Origin of the sequence: Hyphomicrobium album, assembly GCF_009708035.1 — a bacterium.
GTDB classification, from domain to species: Bacteria; Pseudomonadota; Alphaproteobacteria; order Rhizobiales; family Hyphomicrobiaceae; genus Hyphomicrobium_A; species Hyphomicrobium_A album.
This window is the reverse complement of sequence record NZ_WMBQ01000002.1, coordinates 34,099-56,291: the sequence shown is the minus strand read 5'-3', so window position 1 is coordinate 56,291 and position 22,193 is coordinate 34,099. Positions and strand designations below refer to the sequence as shown.

Sequence of the window (22,193 nt, the reverse complement as noted above, 5' to 3'; positions counted from 1 at the left end):
GCCGCCGCGGCTGCGCAATAGAGCTCAGTTCAGGTCTTCCGGTAACGGGTGCTAACCCTGCACCCAAGCAAGACCGGCCGCCTTCCAACCGGCGACCTGCCCTCGATGGCGATCGGCGTCGAGAGGCCCCTCGAAACCGTCCGCCACATTCCTGCTTCGTCGATAGCCGACGTTCGCCATGGCTTCCGCTGCCATGCGACTGCGCGCGCCGGATCGGCATATGAAGAACAATTCGCTGTCTTTAGTGGCGCCCGCCGCATCGAGCGCTTTGGTCATCCGCTCCGAGAAGCCCGCATCGACTTTGCTCTCGGGGCACGTCTGCCATTCCACCGTGAGCACCCGCTTCCCAATTTCATTGAGATCGGGCAGCCCCACGAAAGTCCATTCTGCTCGAGTCCGCACATCGATCAGAACCGACCCTGCATCCTTCGCGAGGTGTGCCCAGACCTCTTCCACAGGCACGTCCTCGATGTGGACGACTTCCAACGACTGCACTTGCGCCTCCACTCACAGGCCGGACTGAAAAAACTATCTATCAGACGGCCTGCTCAACTCACCAACGAGGACTAGAGAAAACTACTCCTCGACCCTCCAGGCAAGCGCCCAGAAAGATACGCATGAAACACTCATAAGCTTCGGTGAAACCAGGGACGCGATACTGTACAAAACCTGGCGGCGACCTGCGCTGGAACGCTGGATAAACCCAAGCGCGGCGACCTCAAGAACCGTAACCCTTAACTCTGCCTTAAGCAAGGGTAAGAGGCGGCAACGCGCCTGGTTGCAGAGGTGTGCGCGAGCACGCCGAACCAGTGGATATCCTGTGAGTTCGCCACAGCACTTGTGGATATCGGGCTGAGCAAGTTCATGATTTATCGGGCTCGCACGCGCGCGTCGACGATCAGAGAAACTTGTCCTCTGATACGTCGTCGAAACGTCATTTTCCATTTGCGCCGATGTCGCGCTCGTCTGAGCGCCTTGCGGGTTTTGACCCGCGACCGCGACGCATCTGCGTCGCGGAATCCGTCACTTAGGTCTGTTTAAGACTCGTGGGCTGACGGTGGATGGTGCGGTGATGCTGTTGCGAACATACCGCACCACGATTTGGAGTGGCCCGAGCAGTCGCGAGCTTACTTCGCCATCGCTTTGACGCGCGCGGAGAGACGCGAAACTTTGCGGCTCGCGGTCTTCTTGTGAATGACGCCCTTCTGCGCGGTGCGCGCGAGAACCGGCGCGGCGTCGCGCAGCGCCTTCGCTGCAGCATCCTTGTCACCCGATGCAATGGCTTCCTCGACCGAACGCACAACCGTGCGCGCGCGCGTGGTGCGAGACTTGTTCACTTCCGTGCGGCGGATTGCCTGACGGGCCGCCTTCTTTGCAGACTTCGTATTCGCCATGTCGTAGTTCCTCTGTATCACCCGCCCTGCCATCGTCGGGCCGCGGCCGCTGCCACTCTGTGCAGCGCATCTTCAAATGCGCTAGCCGCCCGAAACATGAAGCTCCGAGCGGCCAAGTCGCGATCCTATAGACGCCGCAAAGTGTAGGGTCAACGGGCGGTTGCGCCGCCGTAAAGGCCCGCCGGGCTTGCCAGAACCGCAACTCCAGGCTCTCTTGGCGGTACATCGGAACGCGGCGGGGAGGCACGGGGGCGGAATGAATTCGGTTTGGCTTTGGGTCGTGGCTTTGGCGGCGGGGACCGCCGCGGTCACCGTCGCGGCCGCCAACAGCGGGCAAGTCGGGCATATGGCCGTGACGGCCGTGGTCTGCCTCGTCTTCATACTGCTCGCCGTCTGGGAGCGCCGCCGCGTCGTCGCCGCCGGTGGGGGCGAGCCCGCGCTTGCCAGTACGACGGCCAACTCTATGGCGCTCGTCTGGGCGTGGGCGGCGCTCAGCATGCTCTTCACTTATCGCTTCGTGCTGAGCTGGCACGAGTGGTGGCAGTACGTGCTCGCCGGTGGCGCCGTCGCGGGCCTGTGCCTGTTCTTCGCGTCAATGATGTCGAAGGACGCCGCCGCCGGCCGCCAGGACAACACGCTGCTCTCCATCGCCCGCTATCTCACCATCGGTCAGCTTGTCGGCATGGCGATCGCCATGATCGGCATGATCATCGACAAGAAGATGCCGCGCGATCCCAGCGAGCCCGACTGGGCGGCGAACGCGATCTTCTTCTTCGGTGCCGCCGCACTGGCAGCGATCAGCGCCAATGCCCTGTGGGGCCCTGCCGCACGGCGCACGTAGTCGCAATGCCATGACGAGTACTGGAATGTCCTTTCGATCCATGCTGCCGACGCTGCTGCTCGCCTTCGCGCTCAGCATTTTTGTATGCGTGCTGGCGGCAGCGCGTGACTCGACAGCGACGCTCGCTCTTGCCGCCGGACTGTTCGCCGTCCAGGTGCTCTTTGCGTTGCTGCGCATCAACGCCCCGCTGTGGCGCTCACCCGCCAACCCGGCCGCCGACTTCGAGTGGGCGTGGAGCAACACGATGTTGACGGCGCTCGTCTATGCCTGGGGCGCGACCGCGATGTTCGCGATCTACTCGCTGACCGGGCTCGCCTGGCGCCATTGGTGGCAGTACGGCGCCGGAATGGCGCTCTTGGCGTTGGCAACGTTGTGGTTCGCCCACCAGCTTGCGAGCGGCCGCGACCGCCAGGCGCAAGCGCGGTCGCTCAATATCTTGCTCGTCATGACCTGGCTGCAGCTCGCGGCCGTCGTTATCGCGCTCGCCTATCTCGTGTCGTCCGGCAAGCTCGCGACCGAGAAGGCCGATTGGGCCGCCAACGTCGTCTTCCTCACCGGCGGCCTCACCGTGGCGGCGATCTCGCTCGTCTCGCTCTACACCTATCGCCGCCGGCGCGCGCTCGAGCCGACGCGCGCCTAGCGCTGGCAGCGCGGACAGTAGAAGGTCGCGCGGCCGCTCTGCACGATGCGGCGCACGGTGCCGCCGCAGCCCTTGCGCAGGCACGGCTTGCCCTCGCGGTCGTAGACGCAGAACTTGTGCTGAAAGGCGCCGAGCTCGCCATTGGCGTTGCGATAGTCGCGCATCGAGGAGCCGCCGGCATTGATCGCATCCGCGAGCACCTCCTTGATTGCCTGCACCAGCGCGACGGCACGTGCGGTCGGCTTGCCCGTCGACGTCGCGATCGTTGCGGCGCCGCGCGTCGGCGACAGTCGTGCCCGGTAGAGCGCCTCGCAGGCGTAGATGTTCCCCAGCCCGGCGACGATGCGCTGATCGGCGAGAAACGGCTTGAGAGTGAGCTTCTTGCCGCGCGCCCGCTGCGCCAGATACTCGGGCGTCAACCCTCCATCGAGCGGCTCGACGCCGAGGTGGTGCAGCAGCGGATGCTCGTCGAGGTCCTTCTCGGGGATGAGCATCATGAAGCCGAAGCGACGCGGGTCGTTGTAGGTGACGCTGCCGCCGCCCCGCATATGGAAAACGACGTGGTCGTGCGCGCCATGCTTGCCGCCACGGGTATCGTTAACCATCGGCGGCATTTTGCGTGTGGATTGCGGTTCATGCACGGTGAAACAGCCGGTCATACCGAGGTGCATGAGGAGCACACGCCCGCCTGAAAGGCGTGCCAGCAGGTACTTTCCCCGCCGCTCCAGCCGCTCCACCTTCCGCCCACGGAGTTCCCCTGGGAAGTTCTTCGGCAGCGGAAATCGCAGGTCTGGCCGGTGCTGTTCGACCTGCGCGAAGGCCTTGCCCGTCAGTGCCGGCTCCAGGCCGCGCCGCACGATCTCGACTTCAGGCAGCTCGGGCATGTCGGGGGATTATCACGCGAGAAACATTGGGGAACCCCCAGCATAGCGCGGTCGACCCCTCTTAGCTATGCTCGCGCCATGACCGATACATCCCCCGACACCTCCACGTCCTTCGGCTACCGCGACGTCTCCGCCGACGAGCGCCAAGGCCTCGTCAACCGCGTGTTCGCGGCTGTCGCCGACCGCTACGACCTGATGAACGACCTGATGTCAGGCGGCCTGCACCGCCTGTGGAAGAACGACCTCATCGCCCAGCTGAACCCGCCGCGCGGCGAGCAGCCGTTCCGCTTGCTCGACGTCGCCGGCGGCACCGCCGACGTGACCCTGCGCTATGCGCGCGCCAGCGGCCCCAACGCGACGGCGATGCTGTGCGACATCAGCCCAGAGATGATCGCCGTCGGCCAGCGGCGCGTGGCCGAGGCCGGGCTCGAGCAGCGGATCGCCTTCACCGAGGGCAACGCCGAGGCACTGCCGTTCGCCGACCGGTCCTTCGATGCCTACACCATTGCCTTCGGCATCCGTAACGTGACGCACATCGACGCGGCGCTGCGCGAGGCCTACCGCGTGCTCAAGATCGGCGGCCGCTTCCTGTGCTTGGAGTTCTCCGAGGTGCAGGTGCCGATCCTCGACCGGCTGTACGACTTCCACTCCTTCGAAGTCATCCCGCGCCTGGGCCAGGCGATCGCCGGCGAGGCGGTGCCCTACCGCTATCTGGTGGAGAGCATCCGCAAGTTCCCCAACCAGGAAGTGTTCGCACGCATGGTGCGTGAGGCAGGTTTCGAGCGCGTCACCTACCGCAACCTCACCGGCGGCGTCGCCGCCATTCATTCGGGCTGGAAGATCTGACGCTCGGCTCATTGCCAGTAGAGAAACGCGTCGTGCAGCTCGACCATTTTGTTGTTGAGCGTCTTGAACCGCCAGCGCAGCGCCGTGCCCGATGGCTGGCCGGTGACGTCGACGAGGTTGGTCTCGCACACGCGGATCGAGCCCGGCGCGGTGAACACTTCGGTGAGCGTCGCCGCCGACCAGGTCGTGCCGTCGTCGCGTGAAAATTCGAGCGTGTAGTCGGTGCCGGCCGTCGCCGCGTCCACTTCCTTGACGCGGATAACGCCCTTCATCGCCGATGGCGCAGACGCCGCGGTGAACGCCGCCGAGCGTACCGTCAGGTTGTTGGTGACCCCCGCCTCGTAGAGCTGCACCTCTGCCACGACCAGCTCGAAGCCGCCGCCCAGATCGTGCGAGATGCGCATCCAATGGTAGCGGTAGGCCGTCGAGGCCGTGATGCCCGACGAGACGTCGTGCACGATGCCGGTCCCGGTGTTGACCGCTGAGGACGTGTACAGCAGCGTGCCCTCAGGGCCGGTCGACGGCGCCGACGAGTGCCCGCGCAGCTCGATGGTGATGTTGCCGCCGCTGTTGACGGTCCATTCGGTGTTGTTGGCGCTGAAGACGCGAAAGCGGCCGATGGTCTTCGAGTTACCGCTGCCCCAGTCCTTGCCGACGAAGCCGGACGTGGCGGTGATGCCCGACGAGGCCGACGCCGCCTGGCTCGTGGTCCCATCCGACGAGGCGGCGGTGCCGCCGCGGGTCGTCATGTTGCCGACGACGCTGCCGGTGCCTGTGGAGATCAGCGATGGACTTGCCACCGTCGGCTTCAGGACGCCGGCCGTTCCGCTGTCGAGATTGGTAGTGCCGGCCGTATCGACGTAGGTCAGCGCGTCGAAGCTGTCGGCTACCCGATTGTTCGAGGTGAAGATCGCCGTGTTGGCGAGGTCCGCCACCTGCAGCGTCAGCAGCGAGTGCGACAGCAGCAACTCGTCGAACCCAGCGACGCTCGCTTTCGCCTGCCCCCCGGTGGTGTAGTCCCAGGTGACCGATGCCGTATCGGTCAACACACGCTCGGCCGACAAGCTGCCGTGCGCGGCCTTGAGGATGTACTCGGCGCCGGTCGGCGCGCCGCCGCCACCCCCGCCACCTTCGACGGTCGCAGTCGTGAAGTGACCGGAAGCGCCGTCCCAGACGATCGCCTCGCCGTCCTCGGGGTCGAGTGCCGCGATGTCGGAGAGATGGCCGTGATGGGCCTGCACGCTGGTGCCAATGGCTAAGCCCAGCGTCGTGCGCGCCGTCGCCGCGTCGGCGTCGTCGAGCACCGAGCGGGCAAACGCCGTGCAGGCGATCTCCTCAACGTCGCCGGCGCCGCTCGAGGCGCGCCCAAGCAGCTTATCCGTCGCCGAGACGTCCTGGATTTTGGCATAGGTGATCGCGGCGTTCGGCACGCTGGCCTTGGCCTGCCCGCCGGTCGCGTAGTCCCAGGTCACCGTCGCCGTGTCGGTCAGAACGCGCTCCGCCGACAGGCCGGCGCTCGCCGCCTTGACGATGTACTCGCCGTCCGTCGGCGCGCCGCTCCCGCCCTCGCCGAGCGACGTGAAGGGGAACGACACCTCGCCCGAGCCGCGATCGATGACGATCGCCTCCTTCCACGTCGCTCCGTCGGCGCTCACCTTGAAGTGGAGGTCGTCGTCGCCGGCGAGGCCAAGTTCGGCCCGCCCCGAGAAGCCGGTCTGATAGAGCAGGCTAGCCGTGTCGCCTACTTCAGCCTTGTTGATCTTGAGCTGATGTCCGTCGCCGTCGTGATTGAGCAGCGTGGCGTCGGATGACACGGCGAGCCGGTTCGTCGTATCGGCCGTCGCGTTGATACCGAGCGTTTCGAAGTCGCCGTCGCCCCCACCGCCGCCGCCTTCGCCCGTCGCCAGCGAGCCCCACGCGGAGCCCGTCCACACGACGGCGATGTCCTCGTCGGCCACCCAGGCGATCCAACCCTCGCTCGGCACGTAGAACATCCACGCGCCGTCCTGATACGCCGCGACCTTACCCGCCTGCCCGCTCCACCCGCCGCTCGGACTGGTGGCAACGATGTAGCGGGCGCCCTCGGCAGGGGAGGATGGCGGCGCGCCGAGATGGCGGTCGAGCACGCTGAGCTGGACCACGGCGTCGAGGGCGCGGATCGCCTCGTTGTGGGTGACGTGCTTCTGGGATTGGGCCGCCATGATGTACGGCAGGCCGAGGTTGGGCGTTGAGTCCACGCGATCCTCGCAACTGGTTCGTTGCGCGAGGATAGGCACGGCAGTGGACGGCGAGGATAACTCGCGTGGCTACGCCGCGGCCTTGCGTGCGGCGTCGGCCGCCTTGCGGATGGCGGCGATGTTCGCCGCGTAGCTGTCGCGCGTGCCGCCCTTGAACACCGCCGAGCCGGCAACGAGCACGTTGGCGCCCGCCGCGGCGACGAGCGGTGCGGTCTCCGGCGTTACGCCGCCGTCCACCTCGATGTCGATCGGCCGCGTTCCGATCATCGCCTTCACGCGGCGGATCTTGTCGACCACGGCCGGGATGAAGCTCTGCCCGCCGAAACCGGGATTGACGGTCATCAGGAGGATGAGATCGAGACGGTCGAGCACGTAGGCAATGGCGCTCTCGGGCGTCGACGGGTTGAGCGCCACGCCCGCCTTCTTGCCCAGTGCCTTGATGGACTGAAGCGTGCGATCAAGGTGCGGCCCCGCCTCGGGGTGCACGGTGATGATGTCGGCCCCCGCCTCGGCGAACGCTTCCAGATACGGGTCGGCCGGCGCGATCATCAGGTGCACGTCGAAGACTTTCTTCGAGTGCGGGCGCAGCGCCTTCACCACCGGCGGTCCGAACGTGATGTTGGGCACGAAGTGACCGTCCATCACGTCGAGATGGATCCAGTCGGCACCGGCGGCCTCCACCGTCGCGACCTCCTCCTTCAGCCGGCTGAAGTCGGCCGACAGGATCGAAGGAGCAATCGTCACTGAGCGAGCCATGTTATCCAAGTCCTCAAGCGGCCCGTTGCCGTAACGCTATTCTAGCGACCGACGCCGTGCGCGTCTTGCCGTGCTGGCACCCTGTGCAAAAGCGCCGCTAGGTCGTGCGGCGCCTGCGCTCGACCAGCGTCAAAATGTGTGGCGTCAGAATGAGCTGCATCGCCAGATCGAGCTTGCCGCCGGGAATGACGACCGAGTTGGCGCGCGACATGAAGCTCTGCGGGATCATCGATTGCAGGTAGGGAAAGTCGATGCCGCGCGGGTCGCGGAAGCGGATGACGACCATTGACTCGTCCGGCGTCGGTATCCATCGCGCCACGAAGGGGTTCGACGTGTCGACCGTCGGCACGCGTTGGAAGTTGATGTCGGTCTCGGTGAATTGCGGGCAGATGTAGTTCACGTAGTCCGGCATGCGGGTCAGGATCGCCTCGACGGCTTCGTCGTGCGAGTACCCGCGCGCCGACTTGTCGCGAATGAGCTTCTGTATCCATTCGAGGTTGATGACCGGTACGACGCCGATCTTGAGGTCGGCATGCCTGGCCACGTCCACCGTCGGCGTGACGACGGCCCCGTGCAGGCCTTCATAGAACAAGAGGTCCGTCCCGCGCGGCAGGTCTTCCCAGTCGGTGAAGGTTCCGACGCCCCTGCCACGGCGCTCCCCCTCGTGCTCGTCGTGGATGTAGTGACGTGTGCGGCCGCGACCGCTTTCGCCATACGTGCGGAACACCTCTTCGAGCTCGGACAGGAGGTTCGCCTGCTCGCCGAAGTGCGAAAAGTTGTTGTTACCCCTCAGCCGCGCCTCGACGATGGCCTGCTCCATTTCGGCACGCCCGTACCGGTGGAAGGCATCGCCCTCGATGAACGCCGCCGTGATGTGCTCGCGGCGGAAAATGTTCTCGAACGTCTGCCGCACCGAGGTGGTGCCGGCGCCGGAGGAGCCCGTGACCGAGATGATGGGGTGCTTGGCTGACATGGTAGGGGCGAGACTGCCTTATAATTCTTGATTTATTTAGAACCGGAGCAGGCCCCGTCGGCTGAACAGGGGCGAACGCTCGCCGCGGCTCTGCAACCCATCGTGCAGACGCACCGCGTGCTCGACCTCGATACGCGAGCCGGCGATCATCGGCACCCGCTGGTGCAGGGACGTCGGCGTCACCTCGAGCAGCCGCTCGCGCCCCGTGGACGCCACCCCCCCTGCCTGCTCGACGACCCAGGCCATGGGGTTTGCCTCGTAGATCAGGCGCAGGCGCCCGTCGCGGAAACCGCGGCGCTTGTCGCCCGGATAGAGGTAAATCCCGCCGCGCGACACGATGCGATAGATGTCGGCTACCGGCGAGCCGGTCCAGCGCATGTTGAAGTCGCGACCGCGCGGCCCTTCCTTGCCACGCCGGCAGTCCTCGACATAGGTGCGGATCGGATCGTCCCAGTGGCGCGTGTTGGAATCATTGATCGCGTACTCGCTCGTGCGCAGCGGTATCTCGACCTTGGCGTGCGTCAGCAGGAACGTTCCGCTGCGCCGGTCGAGCGTGAAAATCTGCGTACCCGCGCCGACGGTAACGGTGAGCACGGTCTGCGGGCCATAGACGAAAAAGCCGCCGGCGAGCTGGTTGACGCCCCGCTGCATGAAGGCGGACGGCTCGGCGTTGTGCTCAAGTGCCGGCAACACCGTGAAAATCGTGCCGATCGAGGCGTTGGCGTCGATGTTGGAGGAGCCGTCGAGCGGATCGACGGCCACCAGCAGCGGCGCTTTCTCCTCGAGCAAAAGCGGCGCGTCCATCTCCTCGGACGCCACCGCCGCCACCGGAGCGCCGCGCAGCACATCGACGATGCGGTTGTTGGCGAGGACATCGATCTCCTTCTGCTCGTCGCCTTCACCCGGCTTGCCCGTCGAACGCCCGAGGGGTCCGGCGAGCGCGCCCTGCCCGAGCAGATCGGTGAGCTCGATTGCCACCTCGGCCAGCGCGCCGACAGTCGCCGCCACGGCGCGGCGGGCGGGCCGGTCGGCCGCCCAACCGGCGAAATACGCCGCTAGCGTCTGTGGCTGATCCATCCTCGGGCCGTTCCCTTGCGGCATGTGCCGCCGCTGATATTCCGGGCCGTCTTCGGCCGCATACCTCGATCTATGCCATGAGCCGCGCAGCTTGATCGAGGGCGCGCCTGTTTATTGCTTATGGGCGCGTCTGCTGCCGCATCACCAGCCGCAAGAATTTCTGGGTGCATTCCAAGACGAGCGCTTGACCGGCGCGACGACCTATTTCAACCTAAAGTAGTATATCATTCGTCCTGCTCTCACCGTCCTGCAGCTGGAATGCCTCCAACCTCTCGGCGGCGCCATGAAGCCGCGCAACCCACGAACGGCAAAGGGAAAACTTTGCCGTACCGGTCCTTGCTCGGACGCCGCGAGCTCATGGCGGTAGCCGCGTGCACCGCCGGCATCAACGCGCTGGCGCTGGCCGGCCCCCTGTACATGCTGCTGCTGCACGGACGCGTTCTCCCGGCGCACGATTTCAACGCCTTGCTGGCAGCCACCGCAATCATGCTGACGCTCTATGCCTGCGGTGCGGCCGTCGACATTGCGCGTCAGCGCGTCTTTGCCCGCTGTGCCCGCCGCGTCGACCTCAAGCTCGCCGCGCGAACGGCGCGCCGCCTCGGAGCCACGCAGGTCCGCGACCTCGACCAGGTGCGCGCGTTCCTTGCCGGTCAGGGCCCGCCAGCGCTGTGCGATCTCCCGTGGCTGCCCCTCTACGCTGCTGCCATGTTCGCGCTGCACCCACTGTTCGGCGTACTTGCCAGTGTCGCCGCGTTAGCGATCGTCGGCTGCCTGCTGACCGCCGCCCACTTGAGTCGCATCCCTGAGCTCTGCGCCGCGCGAAGCGCCGAGAAGCGCCGGCGACTCACCCCTGCGCCGGCGAGCCGGTCTCACGCGCGCGACTGGTTTCGCCGCAACGCGCGCCTGCGGCGCGAGCAGGACGCCGCCGCACGTCCCGCAATGGCAGCGACCGCGATCATCCGCGCCCTGCGCCCGGGGCTGCAATCGGCGACGCTGGGCCTGGGCGTTTACCTCGCCATGACGGGCGCGTGCGCTCCGGCCAGCATCCTCGCCGCGTCGATCATCATGCCGCGCGTCATTGGTCCGCTGGAGTTGGTCTTCATGCATTGGCGGGGGGTAAAGGCGGCCCGCACCAGCGCCCAACGGCTGCAGCAGCATTTGGCGAAGCCGGTCCTCGCGCCTGACGAACCGCATCTCTTAGCGCCGCGCCCCGGTGTACAGATCATCCTGCGCAAGAGCGGCGGTCAGGCTCGGAGCGCCAGCGGCGCGGGCGCGAGGTCTATCTCTTCCGGCTTGCGGCCGACGGCGGAGTAGCGGAAGCCTGCGGCATGCGCCAGCTCGGCGGTGAACACGTTGCGCAGGTCGACGAGCACGTCGCCGCGCATCTTCGCCTTCGCCGCCTTCAGGTCGAGGGCGCGGAACTCGTTCCACTCGGTGACGGTGACGAGCACGTCGGCCCCTGCCGCCGCCTCGAGCGCACTTTCGCTCCACGTCACGCCCGGCAGCAGCGGCTCGGCCTGCCGGCGCCCCTGCGGATCGACGACGCGCACGGTGGCGCCGCGCTCCTGCAGCATCGGCACGATGATGAGGCTCGGCGCATCGCGCATGTCGTCGGTGTTAGGCTTGAAGGTGGCGCCGAGGATGGCGATCGTCTTGCCGCGCACCGATCCGCCGGCGGCCGCCTCGACACGATGCGCCATGGCGATCTTGCGCTCGTCGTTGACGCGTTGCACCTGCTCGATGAGCGATACCGGCGACTTGTTCTCGCGCGCCGTGCGAATGAGCGCCGACACGTCCTTGGGGAAGCACGATCCGCCGTAGCCCGGCCCCGGATGCAGGAACTTGTCGCCGATGCGACGGTCCTTGCCGATCGCCGAGGCGAGCTCCTGCACGTCGGCGCCCACCTGTTCGCACAGGTCGGCGATCTCGTTGATGAAGCTGATCTTCAACGCCAGGAAGGCATTCGCCGCGTACTTGGCGAGTTCCGCCGACTCGCGACCGACGAACATCACCGGCGCACTGCGCAGCGCCAGCGGCTGATAGAGGCGCCCCATGACGTCCTTGGCGCGTTCGTCGTCGGTGCCGACCAGAACGCGGTCGGGATGCATGAAGTCCTGGATGGCAGAGCCCTCACGCAGGAACTCCGGATTGGAGCAGATGGCGAAGTCGCCGTCGGAACGCGCAGCGCGCAGGCGCCGTTCGATCTCGCGGCTGGTGCCGACGGGCACCGTCGATTTCGTCACGATGACCGTGAAGCCCTTCAGGTGCGGCGCGATTTCTTCCACCGCCGCGTACACGTAGGAGAGATCCGCGTAGCCGTCGCCGCGGCGCATCGGCGTGCCGACCGCGAGCAGGATCACGTCGGCGTTCTTCGCCGCGGGACCGAGATTGTCGGTGAACAGCAGGCGCCCCGCCGCCATGTTCCGCTGCAGTAGATCGTCGAGGCCCGGCTCGTAGATCGGCGACTTGCCGTCCTTCAGCTCGGCGAGGCGCTGCGGATCCTTGTCGACGCAGGTAACCGTCCAGCCGAACTCGGAGAAGCAGGCGGCAGACACGAGGCCGACGTAGCCGGCGCCAATCATGCAAATGTTCAAGACATCCTCCGCAGCTTCAGCCGGTGGGACACTGTCCCGCCACGGCCGATCCGGAACCCCATCAGCGCAACACGCTATCGCGCTAGCTCAACCACTGTTACGTGACAATTGCGGCGTAAGCGCACCGCCGCGGCCTAAACGTTGAATTCTTCGATCTTGGTGAAGGCTGAACGCAGCGCCTCCGACCAGGACGCCGACAGCTTCTTGAAGTACTCGTCGTCCTGGTAGATGCGCTTCTCGCGGTGCAGCTTCAGGCTGTCGCGCTCATAGAGCAGAATGTCGATCGGCATGCCCACCGACAGGTTCGAGCGCAGCGTCGAATCGAAGCTGAGCAGGACCAGTTTCGCTGCTTCGCCGAGACGCATCGTCGGCTGCGCCACGCGGTCGAGGATCGGCTTGCCGTACTTGTGCTCGCCGATCTGGAAGAACGGCGTCTCGTCGGTCGCCTCGATGAAGTTGCCTTCCGAGTAGACCTGAAAGAGTCGCGGCGGCTCGCTGCCGATCTGGCCGCCGAGGATGAAGGAGCCTGTGAACCCGGTCTTTGTCGCTTCCAGCGCCGGGCCGTCGATCGCGCGGATGGCGCGCACGGCGTCGCCGACGAGGCGCGCGGCGCGATACATCGTCGGCACGTTGAAGAGGCTCGGCGCCTCGGGATCCTCTTCGCTGCCGGCGAGCTGCTCGTTGATGAGGCTGACGACGGACTGGGTGAGCGACAGGTTGCCGGCGGTGAGCAGCACGAGCACGCGCTCACCCGGCTTCGACCAGTAGTGGATCTTGCGGAACTGGGCGATGTTGTCGACGCCGGCGTTGGTGCGCGTGTCGGCCGCGAACACGATCCCGCGATTCAGCCGCAATGCCACGCAGTAGGTCATCTTCAGTCCCCGAGCGCTTTCCAGACCCCGCACGGCCCGTTGACCGGGCTACTGCTGCTGGGCGCTGCTTTGCTGCTGGACTTCCACGAAGACGTCAAGGACCTCGTCGAAACCGCCGCGGCGGTTGCCGGTAATAGGCGCGGCCGAGGCGGCGTCGAGCCCGCAGGCGAGCCTTACGTAGCGGTCGGTCGGGCACATTTGGTTAGCGGGGTCGAAGCCGAGCCAGCCCAGGCCGTCGATGAACACCTCAGCCCACGCGTGCTGGGCCTCAGAGCCGTACTCGCCGCCGGTGACGAAATACCCGCTGACGTAGCGCGCCGGGAAGCCCAGGAGCCGAGCCGCGGCAATGAAGACGTGCGCGTGGTCCTGGCAGACGCCGCGACCGTTCTTCAGCGCCTCGGCAGCGCTGGTGTGGGGAGTGGTCGCACCGACCGTGTATTTCACCCGCTCGCCGATGACTTGCATCAGCTCGTGCAGCCGGTCGATCCGGTCTGGCGCCTTGAGGTCCGCGACCATCTCGCGGATGGCGTCGTCGGGCGCCGTCTTCTCGGTCTCGCGCTTGAACACCTGGGTCGGCGACACCTCGGTCAACCCGCGCACGAAGCCGGCCTTGTCGTGCGTCTCGACCGTGCCGCGCGCGATTATGGTGATCTCGGAATGCGGCCCCGGGATCGAGACCAGGTGCGAGACGTTGCCGAAGGCGTCGCGAAAGCGGACGGCCTTATCGATCCCCGGCATCTCGACGCGCCAGCTCAATACGCGCTGCCCCTCGAACGTCGGCGGTGTCAGATGCAGGGTATGGATGCTGTAGTTCGCCGGCGACGCAAATGTGTAGCGCGTCACATGACCGATGGAGACGAGCACTGATCGTGACCCCCGCTAGCCGGTGAAGTGGTATGCCTCGGCGACCTCGTTCCCCAGGCGGTTGTTGCGGACGATGAAGTCCTCGATGAACTCGTGCAGCCCCGACTGGAAGATGTTGTCGATGTTGCCCCGCGCCAGCAACCTGCGCGTCGACGAAGCCGTCTCGTGACAAGCCGGCTTCGCGCCATAGAGCTCGGCGATGTCGGTCAGCGATATGTTGATCTCGTCGTAGCAGGAGCGCAGCGAGCGCGGCATGGCCTGATTGAGGATCAGGTACTCGGCGATCTTCCACGGCCGGTAGTTCTGTTTGTAGACCCAGCGATAGCTGCGGTGCGCCGAGACCGAGCGCAGGATCGCCCCCCACTGCACATTGTCGACGCCGCCGCCGACCATCTCGATCTGCGGCAGCAGCACGTAATACTTCACATCGAGGATGCGAGCGGTGTTGTCGGCCCGCTCCAGGAACGTGCCGAGCTGGCTGAAGTAGAACGTGTCGTTGCGCAGGATCGTGTTGAGCAGAGCGCCGCGATAGAGCGCCGAGCGCGAGCGCACCCAGTCGAGAATGCGCGGCAGCTCGCCGGCCGTAACGCTCGACGGATTGATGTTGGAGAACTCCATCCACGCGGAGTTCAAACTCTCCCACATGTCGCGTGTCAGCGAGGTACGCTGCGCTCGGCCATTGCGGCGTGCCGCAGCGAGGCACGACTTCACGCTCGACGGATTGGAGAAGTCGAACAGCAGGTAATTGATCACGTCGCGCGTGGTGAGCTGCTCGTGCTTGGCGAAATACCCCTGCGCGCAGCCGGCGCTAGCGAGCGTCGACCGCCATTCCTCGTGCGTGCCGTCGCCGTCGCGCGGCAGCAAGACGATGCGGTAGCCCACCTCGGTGAGGCGCGCCATGTTTTCGGCCCGCTCTACGTAGCGCGCCAGCCAGTAAAGGTCGTTGGCCGTCCGTCCTAGCATGCGATGTGCTGCGTCCGCTTCTTGCTTGCTCTTAATCCTGCAGAACCCAGGTGTCCTTGGTGCCGCCGCCCTGGCTCGAGTTGACGACGAGCGAGCCGGCCCGCAGCGCCACGCGCGTCAGGCCGCCGGCGGTGAGGCGAACCTCGTCGCCAAACAGCACGAACGGCCGTAGATCGAGATGGCGCGGCGCGACCCCCGCCTCGACGAGCGTCGGGCAGGTCGAAAGCGCAAGCGTCGGCTGGGCGATGTAGTTGCTGGCGTTCGCTTCCAGCTTGCGACGGAAGGCCTCGATCTCGGCGCCCGAGGCGGTCGGGCCGACAAGCATCCCGTAGCCGCCGGAGCCGTGCACTTCCTTGACCACCAGCTCTGACAGATGCTCGAGCACGTACTTGAGATCGTCGGGCCTGCGGCAGTTGTAGGTCGGCACGTTCTGCAGGATCGGCGCGCGCCCGGTGTAGAACTTAATGATCTCGGGGATGTAGCTGTAGATCGCCTTGTCGTCGGCGATGCCGCCGCCAGGTGCGTTGACGATCGTCACGCGGCCGGAGCGGTAGAGATCGAAAAGGCCGGGCACGCCCAGCACAGAGTCGGCGCGGAACACGAGCGGATCGAGGAAGTCGTCGTCGATGCGCCGGTAGAGCACGTCGATCTGGCGCGGCCCCTGCGTCGTCTTCATCTGCAGCGAGCCGTCGATGACGGTCAGGTCGTGCCCCTCGACGAGCTCCACGCCCATCTGATCGGCGAGGAACGAGTGCTCGAAGTAGGCGCTGTTGTACTGGCCGGGCGTCAGCAGCGCGATCGTCGGCTCGCGATCGAGCCCGCGCGGGGCGACGCTCTCCAGCGTCTTCAGCAGGTTCTCGGGATAGTCCTCGACCGGCGCCACGCGATTCTTGGCGAACAGGTCGGGGAACATGTGCATCATCGTTTCGCGGTTCTCGAGCATGTAGGACACGCCCGAGGGGGTGCGCGTGTTGTCCTCCAGGACGAAGAAGTCGTTCTCCGAGGTGCGCACGATATCGATGCCGATGATGTGGCTGTAGATGCCGAGGGGCGGCTCGACGCCCATCATCTCCGGCACGAAGGCGGAGTTGGCGATCACCAGCTCCTCCGGCACCTTGCCCGCCTTGAGAATCTCCTGGCGGTGGTAGATGTCGTACATGAAGGCATTGAGCGCGCGCACGCGCTGCTCGATGCCGGCGGTCAGCCGGCGCCATTCCTCGGCCGATATGATGCGCGGAATGATATCGAAGGGGATGAGCCGCTCGGCGGCTTCCTCGCTGCCGTAGACAGCGAAGGTGATGCCGGTGCGGCGGAACATGGTCTCCGCCTCGAGCAGCTTTTGCTTGAGACCGTCGAGCGGCTGCGTTCCGAGCCACTCCGACACAGCGTGATAGGGTGCGCGCACACCGTTGCCGGTGCCGTTCATTTCATCGAAGGCCTTGCGTACCGCCGCTTCGGCCTTGATGGACTTCTGCGTCTGCTCTTGCCGCAACTTCAGCCCCGATTGCCAACCCAAGCCGCATCATGCCCGCAAACTACGAGAAGTGGCAGCAAATCGTACACGGATCGCTGCCTTAGTTGCGGGCATTTGCCTTGAGAAATGGCAAATCGGGGAGGGGTGCTGGCCGCCCCTAATAGATCAGAACAGACCCTCGATCTGGCCGTCCGCGTTGAGGCGGATGGAATCGGCGGCCGGCACGCGCGGCAGGCCCGGCATGGTCATGATCTCGCCGGTAACGACGACGACGAACTCGGCGCCGGCCGACAGGCGAAGCTCGCGCACCGGTACGATGTGGCCCTCGGGCGCGCCACGCTTGTTGGGGTCGGTCGAGAACGAGTACTGCGTCTTCGCCATGCACACCGGCAGCTTGCCGAAGCCGCCCGCCTCGAGGTCCTTGAACGCGGTTTCGACAGAAGCGTCACAGGCGATGTCGGAGGCGCGGTAGATCTCGGTGGCGATGGTCTTGACCTTGTCGCGTAGGGTCATGTCATCCGGATAGAGCGGCTTGAACGCCGACCGGCCGCCGTCGGCCAACTCGACGATATGGCGGGCCAGCGCCTCGGTGCCGGCGCCGCCGTCGGCCCAGTGCGTGCAGACGAAGGCGCGCGCGCCGAGGCTCTCGGCCGCCTTCATCACCTCCTGCATCTCGGCGTCGGTGTCGGTGACGAAGCGATTGATGGCTACGGCGATCGGCACGCCGAACTTGGCCATGTTCTCGAGGTGGCGCTTCAGGTTCTCGCAGCCCTTGTTCACCGCGAGCACGTTCTCGGTCTTCAAATTATCCTTGGCGACGCCGCCGTGCATTTTCAGCGCGCGCACGGTGGCGACGACCACCGCCGCGTCCGGCTTGAGGCCGGCCTTGCGGCACTTGATGTCGAAGAACTTCTCGGCGCCGAGATCGGCACCGAAGCCAGCTTCCGTCACCACGTAGTCGGCGATCTTCAGCGCCGACTTGGTCGCCAGCACGGAGTTGCAGCCGTGCGCGATGTTGGCGAACGGGCCGCCGTGGATGAAGACGGGATTGTTCTCCAGCGTCTGCACCAGGTTCGGCATCAACGCGTCCTTGAGCAGCACCGTCATGGCGCCGTCGGCCTTGAGCTCGCGGGCACGGATCGGCGTCTTGTCGCGCGTGTAGCCGACGATGATGTTGCCGAGGCGGCGCTCCAGGTCCTTCAGGTCGAGCGATAAGCAGAGGATCGCCATCACCTCGGAGGCGACCGTGATGTCGAAGCCGTCGGTGCGCGGGAAGCCGTTGGCGACGCCGCCCAGCGAGTTGACGATCTCGCGCAGCGCGCGATCGTTCATGTCGAGCACGCGCTTCCAGGCGATGCGGCGCGTGTCGAAGCCCAGGCTGTTGCCCCAGTAGATGTGATTGTCGATCAGCGCCGAGAGCAGATTGTGTGCACTCGTGATCGCATGGAAGTCGCCGGTGAAGTGGAGGTTGATGTCCTCCATCGGCACCACCTGCGCGTAGCCGCCGCCGGCCGCTCCGCCCTTGACGCCGAAGCACGGGCCGAGGGACGGCTCGCGCAGGCACATCATCGCCTTCTTGCCGATGCGGTTGAGGCCGTCGCCGAGGCCGACCGTCGTCGTTGTCTTGCCTTCGCCGGCGGGCGTTGGGCTGATGGCCGTGACCAGGATCAGCTTGCCGTCCTTGCCGTCCTTCAGGCTGTCGATGTGCTTGAACGAGACCTTGGCCTTGGTATTGCCGTAGGGGACGATCGCGTCGGCCGGGATGCCCACTCTGGCGGCGACCTCGGCGATCGGCTTCATCGTCGCGGCGCGGGCAATCTCAATGTCAGACTTGATGGTCACGGGGCTCGTTCCTCCAGCAAAAGCGTCTTATTGGCGGCGCCTATGGCCGCATCCGTCGGGCCGCTTAATATTTCCCGCGCCGATATTGTCGGTTCATGCGCGGCGCGCAAGTCTCGACTTTTGACCGGACGCCAATGCCGCACTGCAGCTAAGCCAAACCGTTAACAGAAGCGAACCGCCCCCACCCGGCGTGCGGAGCTTGCGAGGTCAGACGGTCGCTTCCTGCCGGACCGCCGGCGCGGCTCCGGCGCGGGCGCGCGCGAGCTTTGGCCTCGCGGTGGGTGGCGAAGGCCGCGGCGGCGAAAATGACGATGGCGCCGACCCAAGTCCAGCCGTCGATCAGCTCGCCGAAGACGAGATAGCCGACCAGTACCGAGAACGGCAGGCGACTGAAATCCAGGGTCATCGCGAATGACGCGTCGCTCACCGCGAGGCCGCGCACCAGCGTCATGTGGCCCGGCACCGCGAACACGCCGAGCAGCACCAGCACCGGCCACGCGCGTGGTGGGTGACACTGAGGTTCCGCTTGCTGCGTCGAGGACCGGTGGGCGAGGGATGCTTGCCGCGTCCGTTTGCCCGAGCCTCACCATACTTTCTGCCGGACAAATCGCCCCGTGCGAGCGATGCTATAGGTGAGCCGGCAAGGAGCAATGCATGGGACACGACCACTCTCACGGTGCGCACGCCGGGCACTCGCACAGCCATGCGGGACATAGCCACTCGGCCGGCGAACGCAACGAGCGGCGCCTGCTTCTCGCCGCGGCGCTGACCACCATCACGCTCGTGGCCGAGGCCGCCGGCGGCATCATCTCCGGCTCTCTCGCGCTCTTGGCCGACGCCGGGCACATGCTGACCGATGCCGCCGCCCTCATTCTCGCCTGGCTGGCCGTCCGTTTCGCGCGCCACCCTGCCGATTGGAAGCGCACCTACGGCTTCGAGCGCTTCGAGGTGCTGGCCGCTTTCAGCAATGGGCTCGCGCTGTTCTTCATTTCGGCGATGATCTGCTACGAGGCGATCGAACGCATCTACGAGCCCGTCGCAGTGCTCGGCGCCCCGATGCTCGTCATCGCCGCCGTCGGCCTGTGCGTGAACGTCGCCACGCTGCTCATCCTGCGCCACGGGGGCGAGGCAAATCTCAACGTCCGCGCCGCGCTCTTGCACGTCATCAGCGATCTGCTCGGCTCGGTGGCGGCGATTATCGCCGCGCTCGTCATCCTGCAGACCGGGTGGACGCCGATCGACCCGATCCTGTCTATTGTCATCACGCTCCTGATCCTGCGCAGCGCCTGGTACATCACCAAGGAGTCCGGCCACATCCTTCTCGAAGGCGCGCCGAGCGGCCTCGACGTGCGCGAGGTGCAGAAGGATCTCGAGGCCAACGTCCCCGACGTGCAGTCCGTCCACCACGTGCACGCCTGGTCGCTGAGCGAAAACCGCCGCGTCATGACGCTGCACGCCCAGACCTGCGATACCGTGCCTCCGGAGCAAGTTGCAGCTGCCATCAAGGCACGGCTGAAGCAGGCGTTCGGCGTCGTGCATGCTACCGTCGAGGTCGAGCACAAGGATTGCGCCGACGCGGCGCACGCCAAGGGCTGCGGCAAGGTGTAGACGCAAGGCTTGGGGAGACCGGCTACTCTTGACTGTTTCCTTCAAGTTCGTTGCTACCAAAGCGGCAATGACTGACCAGCTTTCGTCGGCAAAGCAGGGCGATGCGCGCCCCCGGATCATGATCGCGGACAAGAGCCCGGTCGTGCGTTCGGGCCTGCGCGATTTCATCAATCGGGATGGCCGCTTCGAGGTGCTGGAAGCGCACGCCACTGGCGCCGCGTTCGTCGCCGCAGTCGAGCAGTTCCCGACCGACATCGGTATTATAGGCTGGTCGCTGCCCGACATGACCGGGGGCGAGGTGCTGTCAGCGTTGAAGCGCCGGCATCTGCCGACGCGCATCGTGATCTACACCGGCGAGCCTGGAAGAGACGTGTTGCGCCAGTCCGTGCGCCTTGGCGCCTGGGGTTTCATCTCCAAGAGCGACGAGCCGTCGGTGCTCGTCGACACCATCGCCGCGGTCGCGCGCGGACGCATGTCGCTGCCCTACCTCGACCTGCAGACGCTGAACACCGATCCGTTCGCTGAGCTGACGTCGCGTGAGCGCGAGCTGCTCACGGCGCTCGCCAACGGCTGGACGAACTTGCAGATCGCGTCGCGCATCGGCATCTCGCGCAACACGGTGAAGTATCACCTCAAGAACCTCTACGACAAACTCGGCGTCTCCAATCGCGCGATGGCCGTCGCGCTCTACATGCAGACGACGATGGATCAGCGCTGAGACGCTGCGCCGATGACGCGCTGCACAATGCGTGCGCGCTTTTTTGCACATTGCACAGTCGAGCTAAGCCGCTAATGTTTCCGCGGGTTTCGGTCGCGGCGACGCGTGCGGTTTCGTCTGCGAGGAGCAGGCTGCGCGTTCGTTGGGCAGGGTGGGTAGGAGCGACTACCCACTTGGCCAATCACACCACTACCCGAGAGCGCTGCGCGGCTGCCCGAACGGGTGTTGCAAAGACAGCAGTGTAAATAGATGCTTCCGGCCCAGCCGCAAGCAACAGCAAGAACAATCCGTCGCCGGGCGCGACGACGGGGCTCGCGCACAGGCGCCAACTAGGCCGCACCACGCAAGACGGCGACTCGGAGGAAGCACTTTATGCTCGTCACGACGCATCTCTTCATTCCCGGACCGACGAAGATTCCCGAGGCCGTGCGCTCGGCGATGGACATCCGCATGGAAGACATGCGCTCGCCCGAGTTTCCCAAGTTCACGCTGCCGCTCTTCGAGGACGTGAAGAAGGCCTTCAAGCTCACCAACGGCCGCGTCTTCCTGTTTCCGTCGTCGGGCACGGGCGCGTGGGAGTCGGCGATCTCCAACACGCTCAATCGCGGCGACAAAGTTCTGATGAGCCGCTTCGGCCAGTTCTCGCTGCTCTGGGTCGACATGGCGCAGCGCCTCGGCCTCAACGTGCAGGTGCTCGACGAGGAATGGGGCACGGGCGTTCCGGTCGAGAAGTACGCCGAGATCCTCACCGCCGATAAGAACCACGAGATCAAGGCCGTCTTCGCCACCCACAACGAGACCGCCACCGGCGTCACCTCCGACATCGCCGGCCTGCGCAAGGCGCTCAACGACGCCAAGCACCCCGCGCTCCTCTTCGTCGACGGCGTGAGCTCCGTCGGCTGCATCGACTTCCGCATGGAGGAGTGGGGCGTCGACTGTTGCGTCTCCGGCTCGCAGAAGGGCTTCATGCTGCCGACCGGCCTCGGCATCCTCGCCGTGAGCAACAAGGCGCTCGAAGCCGCCAAAACGTCGAAGATGGAGCGGTGCTACTTCTCCTTCGAGGACATGATCAAGAACAACGACAACGGCTACTTCCCCTACACGCCGGCGACGCAGCTGCTGCGCGGCCTGCGCGCCTCGCTCGACCTCCTGCTCGGCGAGGGCCTCGACAACGTGTTCGCGCGTCATCACCGCCTCGCCGAAGGCGTGCGCAAGGCGGTCGGTGCCTGGGGCCTCAAGCTGTGCGCCAAGGACCCGAAGTGGCACTCCGACACGGTGAGCGCGATCCTCGTTCCCGAAGGCGTCGACAGCGCCCAGGTCGTGAAGACGGCCTTCTATCGCTACAACCTTTCGTTCGGCGTCGGCCTCAACAAGGTCGCCGGCAAGGTCTTCCGCATCGGCCACTTGGGTGCGCTCGATGAGGTCATGATCGGCGGTGCGCTGTTCGGAGCGGAGATGGCGATGCGCGATTGCGGCATCGACGTCGTTCCGGGCTCGGGCAGCGGCGCGGCGGCGGAGTACTTCCGCTCCACTACCAAGGCATCCGCCACCAGCCGCGCGGAGCCGAAGCTGAGGCTCGCCAGCTAGATCGCATTGGAGTGGCGCCGCGT

20 protein-coding genes and 1 pseudogene are annotated in these 22,193 nt (G+C 65.9%); 7 read left to right on the top strand and 14 right to left on the bottom strand.

The window, feature by feature from the left end:
• Positions 1-51 precede the first annotated feature (51 nt).
• Both GIW81_RS12425 and rpsT read right to left on the bottom strand, forming a co-directional pair.
• Positions 52-495 carry a rhodanese-like domain-containing protein gene (locus GIW81_RS12425; protein ID WP_324615025.1) on the bottom strand — a complete coding sequence of 148 codons (444 nt, stop codon included), beginning with the start codon at positions 493-495 and terminating at the stop codon, positions 52-54.
• A gap of 632 nt (positions 496-1,127) precedes the next feature.
• Positions 1,128-1,394, bottom strand: a complete 267-nt coding sequence (gene rpsT, locus GIW81_RS12420) for a 30S ribosomal protein S20 (protein ID WP_154739709.1) — start codon at positions 1,392-1,394, stop codon at positions 1,128-1,130.
• A 256-nt stretch (positions 1,395-1,650) separates the two neighbouring features.
• Here rpsT and GIW81_RS12415 point away from each other — a divergent pair, with 256 nt between their 5' ends.
• Together GIW81_RS12415 and GIW81_RS12410 are read left to right on the top strand one after the other, a co-directional pair.
• Positions 1,651-2,235 carry a hypothetical protein gene (locus tag GIW81_RS12415; RefSeq protein ID WP_154739708.1) on the top strand — a complete coding sequence of 195 codons (585 nt, stop codon included), beginning with the start codon at positions 1,651-1,653 and terminating at the stop codon, positions 2,233-2,235.
• A 25-nt stretch (positions 2,236-2,260) separates the two neighbouring features.
• Positions 2,261-2,875, top strand: coding sequence for a hypothetical protein (locus GIW81_RS12410; RefSeq protein WP_154739707.1), 615 nt, complete (start codon positions 2,261-2,263; stop codon positions 2,873-2,875).
• Here the strand turns inward: GIW81_RS12410 and mutM are convergent.
• Positions 2,872-3,759, bottom strand: a complete 888-nt coding sequence (gene mutM / locus GIW81_RS12405) for a bifunctional DNA-formamidopyrimidine glycosylase/DNA-(apurinic or apyrimidinic site) lyase (protein WP_154739706.1) — start codon at positions 3,757-3,759, stop codon at positions 2,872-2,874. The two genes, GIW81_RS12410 and mutM, sit on opposite strands and share 4 nt — an antisense overlap.
• Before the next feature lie 78 nt (positions 3,760-3,837).
• Between mutM and ubiE the strand changes: the two genes are divergently transcribed.
• Positions 3,838-4,605 carry a bifunctional demethylmenaquinone methyltransferase/2-methoxy-6-polyprenyl-1,4-benzoquinol methylase UbiE gene (ubiE, locus tag GIW81_RS12400; RefSeq protein WP_154739705.1) on the top strand — a complete coding sequence of 256 codons (768 nt, stop codon included), beginning with the start codon at positions 3,838-3,840 and terminating at the stop codon, positions 4,603-4,605.
• An 8-nt stretch (positions 4,606-4,613) separates the two neighbouring features.
• On the opposite strand, the gene GIW81_RS18910 is transcribed toward ubiE, so the two are convergent.
• The 4 genes from GIW81_RS18910 to GIW81_RS12380 all read right to left on the bottom strand — a co-directional run bounded on the left by GIW81_RS18910 (position 4,614) and on the right by GIW81_RS12380 (position 9,648).
• Positions 4,614-6,842 carry a DUF2793 domain-containing protein gene (locus GIW81_RS18910; protein ID WP_324615024.1) on the bottom strand — a complete coding sequence of 743 codons (2,229 nt, stop codon included), beginning with the start codon at positions 6,840-6,842 and terminating at the stop codon, positions 4,614-4,616.
• Between the two features lie 69 nt (positions 6,843-6,911).
• Positions 6,912-7,598 carry a ribulose-phosphate 3-epimerase gene (gene rpe / locus GIW81_RS12390; protein WP_154739704.1) on the bottom strand — a complete coding sequence of 229 codons (687 nt, stop codon included), beginning with the start codon at positions 7,596-7,598 and terminating at the stop codon, positions 6,912-6,914.
• Positions 7,599-7,695: 97 nt separating this feature from the next.
• A complete protein-coding gene (locus tag GIW81_RS12385) occupies positions 7,696-8,571 on the bottom strand; it encodes a phosphoribulokinase (RefSeq protein WP_154739703.1) in 876 nt (291 codons plus the stop codon).
• Between the two features lie 36 nt (positions 8,572-8,607).
• Positions 8,608-9,648 carry a class 1 fructose-bisphosphatase gene (locus GIW81_RS12380; protein WP_154739702.1) on the bottom strand — a complete coding sequence of 347 codons (1,041 nt, stop codon included), beginning with the start codon at positions 9,646-9,648 and terminating at the stop codon, positions 8,608-8,610.
• Positions 9,649-10,005: 357 nt separating this feature from the next.
• Here GIW81_RS12380 and GIW81_RS12375 point away from each other — a divergent pair, with 357 nt between their 5' ends.
• On the top strand, positions 10,006-10,962 hold the full coding sequence (locus tag GIW81_RS12375; RefSeq protein ID WP_154739701.1) for a type I secretion system permease/ATPase: 957 nt from the start codon (positions 10,006-10,008) through the stop codon (positions 10,960-10,962).
• Here the strand turns inward: GIW81_RS12375 and GIW81_RS12370 are convergent.
• From GIW81_RS12370 to GIW81_RS12340, 7 genes and pseudogenes are all read right to left on the bottom strand, one after another.
• Positions 10,893-12,242, bottom strand: coding sequence for a UDP-glucose dehydrogenase family protein (locus GIW81_RS12370; protein WP_154739700.1), 1,350 nt, complete (start codon positions 12,240-12,242; stop codon positions 10,893-10,895). The genes GIW81_RS12375 and GIW81_RS12370 overlap by 70 nt on opposite strands.
• 134 nt (positions 12,243-12,376) lie before the next feature.
• Positions 12,377-13,114: a proteasome-type protease gene (locus GIW81_RS12365; protein ID WP_154739699.1), complete on the bottom strand. Its 738-nt coding sequence runs from the start codon at positions 13,112-13,114 to the stop codon at positions 12,377-12,379.
• Positions 13,115-13,162: 48 nt separating this feature from the next.
• The gene (locus GIW81_RS19380) at positions 13,163-13,978 is read right to left on the bottom strand and encodes a transglutaminase family protein (protein ID WP_324615023.1); all 816 of its coding nucleotides are present in this window, start codon (positions 13,976-13,978) and stop codon (positions 13,163-13,165) included.
• A 15-nt stretch (positions 13,979-13,993) separates the two neighbouring features.
• Positions 13,994-14,941: an alpha-E domain-containing protein gene (locus GIW81_RS12355; protein ID WP_154739698.1), complete on the bottom strand. Its 948-nt coding sequence runs from the start codon at positions 14,939-14,941 to the stop codon at positions 13,994-13,996.
• 31 nt (positions 14,942-14,972) lie between these two features.
• Positions 14,973-16,367 (bottom strand): circularly permuted type 2 ATP-grasp protein, encoded by a 1,395-nt coding sequence (locus GIW81_RS12350; protein WP_154740740.1) that lies wholly within the window; start codon positions 16,365-16,367, stop codon positions 14,973-14,975.
• 213 nt (positions 16,368-16,580) lie between these two features.
• Positions 16,581-18,215, bottom strand: coding sequence for a formate--tetrahydrofolate ligase (locus GIW81_RS12345; RefSeq protein ID WP_154740739.1), 1,635 nt, complete (start codon positions 18,213-18,215; stop codon positions 16,581-16,583).
• 190 nt (positions 18,216-18,405) lie between these two features.
• Positions 18,406-18,762, bottom strand: a pseudogene (locus GIW81_RS12340) (EamA family transporter); the annotation flags it as partial.
• 149 nt (positions 18,763-18,911) lie between these two features.
• On the opposite strand from GIW81_RS12340, the gene GIW81_RS12335 reads away from it, so the two are divergent.
• The 3 genes from GIW81_RS12335 (at position 18,912) to GIW81_RS12325 (ending at position 22,170) form a co-directional block, all read left to right on the top strand.
• Complete coding sequence (locus tag GIW81_RS12335; protein ID WP_154739696.1) at positions 18,912-19,865, top strand: cation diffusion facilitator family transporter; 954 nt, start codon at positions 18,912-18,914, stop codon at positions 19,863-19,865.
• Positions 19,866-19,932: 67 nt separating this feature from the next.
• Positions 19,933-20,583, top strand: a complete 651-nt coding sequence (locus tag GIW81_RS12330; RefSeq protein WP_154739695.1) for a response regulator transcription factor — start codon at positions 19,933-19,935, stop codon at positions 20,581-20,583.
• A 372-nt stretch (positions 20,584-20,955) separates the two neighbouring features.
• On the top strand, positions 20,956-22,170 hold the full coding sequence (locus tag GIW81_RS12325; protein ID WP_154739694.1) for an aminotransferase class V-fold PLP-dependent enzyme: 1,215 nt from the start codon (positions 20,956-20,958) through the stop codon (positions 22,168-22,170).
• The last annotated feature ends 23 nt before the right edge of the window (positions 22,171-22,193 follow it).

Coding starts and splice junctions, on each gene's coding strand:
- GIW81_RS12335 (WP_154739696.1), top strand. CDS start 18,912: ATGGGACACGACCACTCTCACGGTGCGCACGCCGGGCACTCGCACAGC.
- rpe (WP_154739704.1), bottom strand. CDS start 7,598: ATGGCTCGCTCAGTGACGATTGCTCCTTCGATCCTGTCGGCCGACTTC.
- GIW81_RS12380 (WP_154739702.1), bottom strand. CDS start 9,648: ATGGATCAGCCACAGACGCTAGCGGCGTATTTCGCCGGTTGGGCGGCC.
- GIW81_RS12375 (WP_154739701.1), top strand. CDS start 10,006: ATGGCGGTAGCCGCGTGCACCGCCGGCATCAACGCGCTGGCGCTGGCC.
- GIW81_RS12350 (WP_154740740.1), bottom strand. CDS start 16,367: ATGAACGGCACCGGCAACGGTGTGCGCGCACCCTATCACGCTGTGTCG.
- GIW81_RS12365 (WP_154739699.1), bottom strand. CDS start 13,114: ATGACCTACTGCGTGGCATTGCGGCTGAATCGCGGGATCGTGTTCGCG.
- GIW81_RS12325 (WP_154739694.1), top strand. CDS start 20,956: ATGCTCGTCACGACGCATCTCTTCATTCCCGGACCGACGAAGATTCCC.
- GIW81_RS12355 (WP_154739698.1), bottom strand. CDS start 14,941: ATGCTAGGACGGACGGCCAACGACCTTTACTGGCTGGCGCGCTACGTA.
- rpsT (WP_154739709.1), bottom strand. CDS start 1,394: ATGGCGAATACGAAGTCTGCAAAGAAGGCGGCCCGTCAGGCAATCCGC.
- mutM (WP_154739706.1), bottom strand. CDS start 3,759: ATGCCCGAGCTGCCTGAAGTCGAGATCGTGCGGCGCGGCCTGGAGCCG.
- GIW81_RS12330 (WP_154739695.1), top strand. CDS start 19,933: ATGACTGACCAGCTTTCGTCGGCAAAGCAGGGCGATGCGCGCCCCCGG.
- GIW81_RS12415 (WP_154739708.1), top strand. CDS start 1,651: ATGAATTCGGTTTGGCTTTGGGTCGTGGCTTTGGCGGCGGGGACCGCC.
- GIW81_RS12345 (WP_154740739.1), bottom strand. CDS start 18,215: ATGAAGCCGATCGCCGAGGTCGCCGCCAGAGTGGGCATCCCGGCCGAC.
- ubiE (WP_154739705.1), top strand. CDS start 3,838: ATGACCGATACATCCCCCGACACCTCCACGTCCTTCGGCTACCGCGAC.
- GIW81_RS12410 (WP_154739707.1), top strand. CDS start 2,261: ATGTCCTTTCGATCCATGCTGCCGACGCTGCTGCTCGCCTTCGCGCTC.
- GIW81_RS12385 (WP_154739703.1), bottom strand. CDS start 8,571: ATGTCAGCCAAGCACCCCATCATCTCGGTCACGGGCTCCTCCGGCGCC.